The organism is uncultured Campylobacter sp. (assembly GCF_938018145.1).
In the GTDB taxonomy this organism is placed as follows: domain Bacteria; phylum Campylobacterota; class Campylobacteria; order Campylobacterales; family Campylobacteraceae; genus Campylobacter_A.
Map to the genome: position 1 here is coordinate 1 of NZ_CALIII010000160.1, position 5,650 is coordinate 5,650.

Sequence of the window (5,650 nt, forward strand, 5' to 3'; positions counted from 1 at the left end):
GTTTTTAGTAGGCATACTTAAACTCTACGTAGTAGTTTCTCTCGTCGGCGGGCTCGTATATGTCCTCTAGCTCGCTTTGATAGGAGTTGTATTTTTTGTTGAATAAATTTTTAACTCCCGCAGAGACCGAAAATCCGCCTTTAAATTTATACTTCGCCCCAAGATCCACTAGCGTTCTGGATACGGTTTGCGTCTCGTAGCCGGATATGTCTGTCACGCCCGAGTAGATAGCTCTTTTTAGCTTTGATAGGTATTTGACGTCAAGGAGTAAATTTAGATCCTTGATCGGCTCATAGTCGATGCTAGCGACAAATTTGCTCTTTTGCACGGTCGGCACCTCCATGCCTTTGTTGCTACCTTTTTTAAATTCGGCTTTTACGTAGGAGAAGGTCTGGCTGGTTTTTAGATTGTCTAAAATTTGCTGCTCGGCGTAGAGCTCGGCTCCGTATCTCCTGACGTCGTCTAAATTTATAAAAAACCAACCGTCGATTATGCTGTTCGTGAGCGTTCTGGTGTAAATTTCGTTTTTCGTATCGGTTAAAAACACGGTCGCGCTTATGAAATTATCATAGATCATATCTCTAACGCCAAGCTCGTAGGTTTGGTAGGTTTCTGATTTTAGATTATTTACTACGTAGTCGGTTCTGTTTGGCTTATCTACAAACTGAACGGGCGAGGGTGAGACGAATCCGCGCTCAAATTTAAAATAAACGTTGCCGGTGTCGGAGTATTTAAAGCTAGGCGTTATCTCAAAAGCGTGGTTGTCCGAGTTTTTCTTGCCTTTAAAGGACGAATCGTTAACTCTCGTTTGGCCAGGCGTCATGGCGACGACGGAGTGTGAGCGTCTATCCATGTCGTTTCTAGCTAGCTCGAGTCTATATCCTGCGCTCAAAGAAAACTGATCGGTGAAGTCGTGCTTTTCTAACACGTAAAACGAATGCGTTTTCTTTTCTACGTCAAATTTGGTCGTGACGTCGGTGCTTACAGTGATAGGGCCGCTTCTGCTCGTAAATTTCGAGAGTATAGATCTTTTGGCCTCTTGTCTTAAAAAATCGTAGCCGAATATAAAATCTCCGCTGCCGTAGCCGTATTTGCCCTTAAATTTAGCTCCGGCTTGTTTGTCGGTTAGTCCTAGCGCTCCGCTGTCGCCGTCTTTGTAGGCGCTATAGGAGTCCATGGTGAGTTTTTGATAATAAGGCGATAGATTAAACGTCAGCTCGTCGTTTAAATTTATAGAGTAGTCGGCGTTTACGCTAACTCTTTTGTTTAGATAGTCGGTTTTACTTGATCCCGCTTGTCTTCTATCCTGCTCTAGCTGAGCTTTGTTTAGAGCGCCGGTGGTGCGGCTTTTGTCTTTAAAATAGCTTGAGTTTATAGATAGCGCCTGATCGTCCGTTATCTGATAGGTTAGGCCGCCCGAGACGTAGTCTTCTTTGGTTTTATCTCCGCGTCTATAGCCGTTTGAGTCCGATTTTTTCGCGTTTAGTTTTAAAGATAGTGCGTCGGTTACTCCGCCGCCCACGTTTAGGGCTACGTCTTTATAGGAGTAGGAAGCGAGCTTGCTAGAGACGCCCGCGTAAAATTTCTTTTTGCTCTTTTTGGTGATGATATTTATCACGCCTCCCATCGTGCCGCTGCCGTATAGCACGGTGCCGCCTCCCGGGACTATCTCTATCCTATCTACGTCCTCGATAGGTATCATATCTACGGGGATCCTAGTAGGCGTAGTGTCGATCATGTTTAGCGCGACGCCGTCCACCATCACCTTTACGGTCGTGGTCGATCTGGCCGACGAGCTCCTCCTGGAGCCTTGTCCGCGCATATCTACGTTGTTGCCGTTTAGGCTAACGCCCGGAGCCTTTTCTAGCGCTTCTTTGATATCGCGGTATCCCCTGTCCTCTATCTCTTTGGCGGTTATTACCGTTACGTTTCTAACCTCGTCTTTTAGCGCGCTTTCAAAGCCAGTCGTGGTTATGACGGTGGCGTCTAGTCTAGTGGAGCCATCCTCTGCGGCGTATAAATTTATGCTCGCTATCAGCGAAAGCGCGATAGCTCCTTTGCTTGATTTGGTAATCATAGTTGTTCTCCTTGGTTAAATTTACAGGGAGATAAAACAAGGCTCATTTTCTATCCTTTCGGCTTTTTCTTGATATTTAGCTCGACGTTTTGCGTGCCGTTATCTTTTAAAATAGAGATCAAATTTACGACCTCGCCGTAGTTTATAGCCTCATCTGCGTTTAGTTTGACGCTCTCTTTTTGCTTTGGGGTTAAATTTGCGATTTGAGCGGCTAGATCTGCTAAATTTAAGCTTTTTTGCTCGCCGCCTACGCTTAAAAGCACTTCGCCGCTAAGTAGATAAAAAACCTCGACGTTTTTGGTATCTTTTTCGTCTAAATTTGACGCGCTTTGGGGTAGGGCGATGTCGATGTGGGCAAATTTGTTAAAAGAGGTCGTAACCATAAAAAATAGCAAAAGCACGAATATCACGTCGATCAAATTTAACATCGAGATGCCGGCGTATCTGGCCTTATCTCTGCGGACATACTTCACAGCTTCTCCTTTCAAAACTGCGGCCAAACAGGCTCATAATGCGGTTTAGATCGTTTAGGATGAAATCTATTTTCTTGCTAATCATGAGAAAAAATATCACGCAAGGAATCGCCACTATAAGCCCAAAAGCCGTCGTATAAAGCGCCTCGGAAATACCGACCGCAACGAGCGGAGCGTCTACTCCGCCGCTAAGTCCGCTAAAGGCCTTTATCATGCCAACTATCGTGCCAAGCAGGCCTAGCTGCGGGCTCGCGCTCGCGCAAAGCCCCAGTATCCACGTGCGCCGCTCAAGCGAGGTTAGCTGCATGGATACGGCCTCCTCGGCGATGTAGTCGATCTGCGTTTTGCTCGCGCCTTCGCCTAAATTTTCCGCGACGAAAAGCGCGGTTTTGGCAAGCGAGTTTTTGTAGCTTTTGCAAAATTCTTTGATTTTTGCGTAGTCGCCTTCTAAAATGAGATTGCAAAGCTTGATCTTAAACGAACTAGTCGCGTCTATCTCGGTAAATAAAAAATACGCTCCCTTTTCAAGAAGCACCGCAATACCGAGCACCGAGAGGCAAAATATCGGCCACATAAATATACCGCCGACTTCTATATACTCAAACATTTTAATCCTAATATTAATTATCAAAAGCTGTTTATTATACCGCCGCTAACATTAATCGGTAATAAAATTTGACGAGATTTCATAGCGTTAGATAACAAAATCCAAATAACATTTCGCAGAAAAACGTAGCGCCCAAAAAGGCAAATTTAGGGCACAGAGCCCTAAATTTAGCGGTTTAGTAGGTGTACTTAAACTCTACGTAGTAGTTTCGCTCGTTTGCCGGGCTATACTCGTAAATGCCGGTTTGGCTGTTTTTGCCTTGGTAGTCGTAGTATTTTTTGTTAAAGAGGTTTTTTACGCCTCCCGTTATGCCAAATCCGTTTTTAAATTTATACGAAACGCCTGCGTCCACGATGCTGCGAGATGAGATGTTGTCGTAGTTTACGTCCTTTTTCTTTGAGTAAAATTTATAGTCCGCAAACAAGTGTAAGTCGCTCACGATCTCGTAGCCCGCGCCGAATATAAATTTGTGTTTTGAGACGTAGGGCACCTCTTTGCCGGCGTTATCGCCTTTTTTGATCGTGGCGTTTACGTAGGCGTAGGACTGGCTTAAAATCAGCCTATCAAAGAGATTTTGCCTGCTAAAAAACTCAAATCCGTAGCGTCTGGTTTTTGCGATGTTGTAGTATTTCCAAGCGTCTCCGTGGTTGGCTCCGAGCTCGGCATAGGCTATCTCGTCGCTAGTATCGGTTAAAAACACGGTAGCATTTACCGGCATGCTCGCGACGTGATCTTTTAGCCCGATCTCGTAGGTGTTAAATTTTTCCGATTTTAGGTCGTTAAATTTGTACTGCTTGGTTACCTGATCTTTGTCGGTTAGCTGAGAAGGCGAGGGCGAGATGTAGCCGCGCTCAAATTTAAAATATACGTTTCCGGTGTCGGAGTATCTGAAATTTGGCGTAAACTCAAACGCGTGGTTGTCGATATCTCTGCCGTCGCTTATGGCGTTGTAGCTAGTCATCGGAGGAAAAGGCATGCCGTTTCTAAAGCCCTTCATATCTGAAACCCTGCTAGCCTCGTACTGCGCGCGCTCAAATCTATACCCAAGGCTTAGATCAAAAACCTGCGTAAATTTATGCTTTTCCATAAAATAAAGCGCGTGCGTGGTCTTTTCTAGATCTAGCGTCGTATCGTGCTTCATACTCATCACTGGCGACATTTTCACGGCGTAGTGCGACTCTCTTTCGCCCTTGTTTTGCTCGTAGTCGTAGCCGAAGATAAACTCGCCGCTGCCGTAGTCGAGCTTGTTTTTAAAATTTACGCCGTATTTTTTATCGCCGAAAAGCCCCTCCATCGGATAGCGCACGCCGCGAGCCGACTCGGTCGATGAGGTTTTGATTTTGATTTTTTGATAATACGGCATCAAATTTACCGAGTAAAAGTCGTTAAATTTGCCCTCGTAAACGGCGCTAACGTCGATTTTCTCGTTTTCAAAAAGCTTTGTTAGGCCGTTATTTGCGTTTTGCCTGCGGTTTTGCGAGACTTGATCTTGGGTTAGGGTGCCCGGATCGTTTCTTTTTGATTTAAATATACTAGGCGTCAAATTTAGCGAGTGGGAGTCGTTAAATTTGTAGTTTAGTCCGCCGCTTAGATAGTATCCGCGTTCCTTGTAGTCGTGTCTGTAGCCTTTTTGACCGAACGCTTTGCCGCTAAATTTTAAAAACAGATCCTCGCTCACGTTTCCGCCGACGGTGGCTGCGGCGTCGCGGTAGCTATACGAGCCTATCTTGGAGCTCACGTTTGCGAAAAAATCTCGCGGCTTTTGCTTGGTGATGATATTTACCACGCCGCCTCTAGTGCCGCTGCCGTATAGCACGGCTCCGCCTCCCGGCATCACTTCGACCTGCTCGACGTCCTCGATCGCGATCATCTCAAGCGGTATGATGCCGTGCGCTGCATCGACCATATTTATCGGCACTCCGTTTAGCATGATTTTTACGGCCATAGTTGGCGTCGCGCCGTCTCCGCGCATGCCTTGTCCGCGCATATCTATGTTTTCGCCTAGGCTTGAGGTGCTGACGAAATCGACGCTAGGGATCTTTTCTACGAGCTCTTTTACCGAGCGGTAGCCGTAGGCCTCGATGTCTGTTTTGGTTACGACGAATATATTTCTAGTCTCTTCTTTTAACGCGCTTTCAAAACCAGTCGCCGTTACTATGGCGGCGTCAAGCGTGACGTTTTGGGTTTGCGCGTTTAGGCTTGCGGCCGCGGCTAGCGACAAAAGTATAAATTTACCGCCTTGCGCGCCTAATCTTTTTTTGCTCATTTTAACTCCCTTCGATTTTATCATAATTAATAATAAAAATCAATTTATGTAAGTTTAATTTATAAAATAGAAATTCGAGTGGGATTTCGGGTTTAAATTTGCAGACGATTTTGAGCGTTTAAATCGTAAAATTTAAAGAACAAATTTTAAAGGCTTTAAAAATAAATTTGATGCGAGGTAAAGCTTGGAAGGGTTTAAATTTGAGGGTTAAATTTGGCGTAAAAACA

The 5,650-nt window shown here is 45.2% G+C and carries 4 protein-coding genes; all 4 read right to left on the reverse strand.

What is annotated here, in order from left to right; all coding sequences use genetic code 11:
• Positions 1 to 4: 4 nt before the first annotated feature.
• Positions 5 to 2,077, reverse strand: a complete 2,073-nt coding sequence (locus Q0338_RS03585; RefSeq protein ID WP_298085564.1) for a TonB-dependent receptor — start codon at positions 2,075 to 2,077, stop codon at positions 5 to 7.
• Positions 2,078 to 2,127: 50 nt separating this feature from the next.
• The gene (locus Q0338_RS03590; protein ID WP_298085565.1) at positions 2,128 to 2,550 is read right to left on the reverse strand and encodes a biopolymer transporter ExbD; all 423 of its coding nucleotides are present in this window, start codon (positions 2,548 to 2,550) and stop codon (positions 2,128 to 2,130) included.
• Complete coding sequence (locus Q0338_RS03595; RefSeq protein ID WP_298085566.1) at positions 2,528 to 3,157, reverse strand: MotA/TolQ/ExbB proton channel family protein; 630 nt, start codon at positions 3,155 to 3,157, stop codon at positions 2,528 to 2,530. Before Q0338_RS03595 ends, Q0338_RS03590 begins: the two co-directional genes overlap by 23 nt.
• 175 nt (positions 3,158 to 3,332) lie before the next feature.
• Positions 3,333 to 5,423 carry a TonB-dependent receptor gene (locus tag Q0338_RS03600; RefSeq protein WP_298085567.1) on the reverse strand — a complete coding sequence of 697 codons (2,091 nt, stop codon included), beginning with the start codon at positions 5,421 to 5,423 and terminating at the stop codon, positions 3,333 to 3,335.
• Positions 5,424 to 5,650: the final 227 nt, after the last annotated feature.

Excerpts from the sequence above, each read along its gene's own strand:
- Q0338_RS03600 (WP_298085567.1), bottom strand. The coding sequence starts at position 5,423 with ATGAGCAAAAAAAGATTAGGCGCGCAAGGCGGTAAATTTATACTTTTG.
- Q0338_RS03585 (WP_298085564.1), bottom strand. The coding sequence starts at position 2,077 with ATGATTACCAAATCAAGCAAAGGAGCTATCGCGCTTTCGCTGATAGCG.
- Q0338_RS03595 (WP_298085566.1), bottom strand. The coding sequence starts at position 3,157 with ATGTTTGAGTATATAGAAGTCGGCGGTATATTTATGTGGCCGATATTT.